Origin of the sequence: Mycobacterium sp. OTB74, assembly GCF_029892685.1 — a bacterium.
Taxonomy (GTDB): Bacteria; Actinomycetota; Actinomycetes; order Mycobacteriales; family Mycobacteriaceae; genus Mycobacterium.
This window is the reverse complement of the sequence record NZ_JARXVD010000049.1, coordinates 1-2,606: the sequence shown is the minus strand read 5'-3', so window position 1 is coordinate 2,606 and position 2,606 is coordinate 1. Positions and strand designations below refer to the sequence as shown.

Below are 2,606 nucleotides of genomic sequence, written 5' to 3'. Positions count from 1 at the left end.
CCCCCGAACGGACACGCCACAAAACGCGACCCGGTCAACCCGGCCCGGCCGATATAGCCGACGCCCACCCCGCGCCCGGCCACATACAGCTCACCGACCACCCCCGCCGGCACCGGCCGCAACCACCTATCCAGCACGAACAACGCCGACCCCGACACCGGCGCACCGATCGGCACCACCCCCGACCCCGCCACCAACGGCGCACTGAACGACGTGTACCACGTTTCGGTCGGGCCGTAGCCGTTGATCATCACCCGACCCGGCGCCCACCGATCCACCACCTCGGCCGGGCAGGCCTCACCGGCCACCACCAACGCCACCGCACCCAAACCCTGCGGCGATAACACCCCCACCGCCGACGGGGTTTGATTTAAGACAGTGACATCTTCAGCCGCCAGTAAGGCGTGGAAGTCCTCCGGTGCGCCCGCCACCGACTCGGGCACCACCACCAGCCGCCCACCATGGAGCAACGCGCCCCAGATCTCCCACACCGAGACGTCGAAAGCATAGGAATGGCACTGCGACCACACCCCCGCTGGCGGCAGGCCGGCGTCCGGTGAGTCGAGCAGCTGGGTCACGTTGTGGTGGCTGATGGCCACCCCCTTGGGCACCCCCGTCGTGCCCGAGGTGTAAATGATGTGAGCCAGATCATCAGCAGCCGGCGCCGGCAACGCCGTACCGGGCTGACTGTCGATGCGGGGATCCTCCACATCGATCACCAGCAGATCACACCCATCCAACCGCGACCGCAGCTCCGCAGTGGTCACCGCGGCGATCGGCGCGGCATCGGCGACCATGAACCCGATCCGCGCCGCCGGCGCCGCCGGATCAATCGGCAGATACGCCGCCCCCGTCTTGAGCACCGCCAAAATCGCCACGATCGCCTCAGCAGACCGGGAAAACACCACCGCCACACACCCACCCGGGCCCGCACCATACCCAGTCAGCAAGTGCGCCAACCGATTCGACGCCTCATCGAGCTCCCGATACGACCACGAACGGCCACCACAGCTCAGCGCCACCGCCCCCGGAGCACGAACCACCTGCCCCGCGAACAACACCGGAACCGACACCCCCACCGGCGCGGGCCCCGACAGCACCGCCCGGTTACCGAGCTCATCCAACCGGGCGTGCTCACCGGCATCCAACACATCCACCGACGACAACAACCGCCCCGGATCCACAGTCAGCGCCACCAACACCCGCTCGAACCGCTCGATCAGCGCCACCACGGTGTCTGCGTCGAACACGTCGGTACGGAACTCCACCACCCCACCGATCCCGGCGGGCTCACCGGCATCCGTCCACTGCTCGGCCAGCGAAAACACCAGATCCATCCGAGCGGTGTGGGTGTCCGCCGACAACGGCGTGACCTGCACATCACCCAAACTCAATCCGGCCGCCGGATCGTCGTTGTCGTGCCCGGGGACGTTCTGCCAGGCCAGCATCACCTGGATCAGCGGGTGATGGGTCAGCGACCGGGTGGGGTTGAGTTTTTCGACGAGCACCTCAAAGGGCACGTCCTGGTGCTCAAGAGCAGCCAGGCTGCGCCGCCGCACCTGGGCCAGCAGCTCGGCGAAGGTCGGGTCCCCGGCCAGGTCGACCCGCAACACCAGCGTGTTGACGAAGAAACCCACCAACTCATCCAGCGCCGGATCGCGGCGCCCAGCGCTCGGGAAGCCCACCGCCACATCCGAACTCGCACTGAGCTCAGACAGCAGCACCGCCAAGGCGGCCTGGATCACCATGAAACTGGTCGCGTTGTGCTCGCGGGCCACCTCGCGCACCCGCTGCTGCAACCCCGCCGGCCAGTCCACCGCCACGCTGGCGCCGCGGTAATCGGCTACCTGCGGATAGGGGCGATCGGTGGGCAACGCCAACCGCTGGGGCATTCCGGCCAGCGCCTGCTCCCAATAGCCCAGCTGCGCGGCGATCGGGCTGTCGCCGTCGGCCAGCTCACCCAACTGCGCGCGCTGCCACAACGTGTAATCCACGTACTGCACCGGCAACGGCGCCCAACCCGGGACCTGGCCCTGCCGCCGCGCCTGGTACGCCTCGCCCACATCACGGATCATCGGGGCCAGCGACCATCCATCAAAAGCGATGTGGTGCACCACAATCCCTACTACGTGCTGCTCAGGCCCCACCGAATAGATCTGTGCACGAATGGGGATCTCCGCCGACAAGTCAAACCGATACCCCGCCAGCGTCACCAACGCGCCGACCACATCTTGCTCCGGCAACGACACCACCGCCGCACCCTCGCGCCGCCACATCCCCGCCCCCGCCGGCAACACCTCCTGGAACGCCACACCGTCAATGTCGGGGAATACGGTGCGCAGCGATTCGTGTCGGGCGATGACATCGTCGAGGGCCGCGCCGAGCGCCTCGACATCCAGCGCGCCGCTGATTCGAAAAGCGGTCGGCATGTTGTAGGTCGCGACCCGTCCCTCGAACCGGTTGAGGAACCACAACCGGGACTGGGCAAACGACAACGGCACCACCGCCGGCCGCTCTACGGCTGTCAACGGCTCACGCCGACCCCCTGCTTCGCTGAGGAGGGGCGCCAACTTGGCCACCGTGGGAGCGTCGAACAAGGTGCGCAC

At 67.7% G+C, this 2,606-nt stretch carries 1 protein-coding gene; it reads right to left on the bottom strand.

Annotated features, from left to right (window positions below; translation table 11 throughout):
- On the bottom strand, positions 1 to 2,606 hold a 2,606-nt coding region (locus M2432_RS27835; RefSeq protein WP_280830082.1), incomplete at both ends, for a condensation domain-containing protein.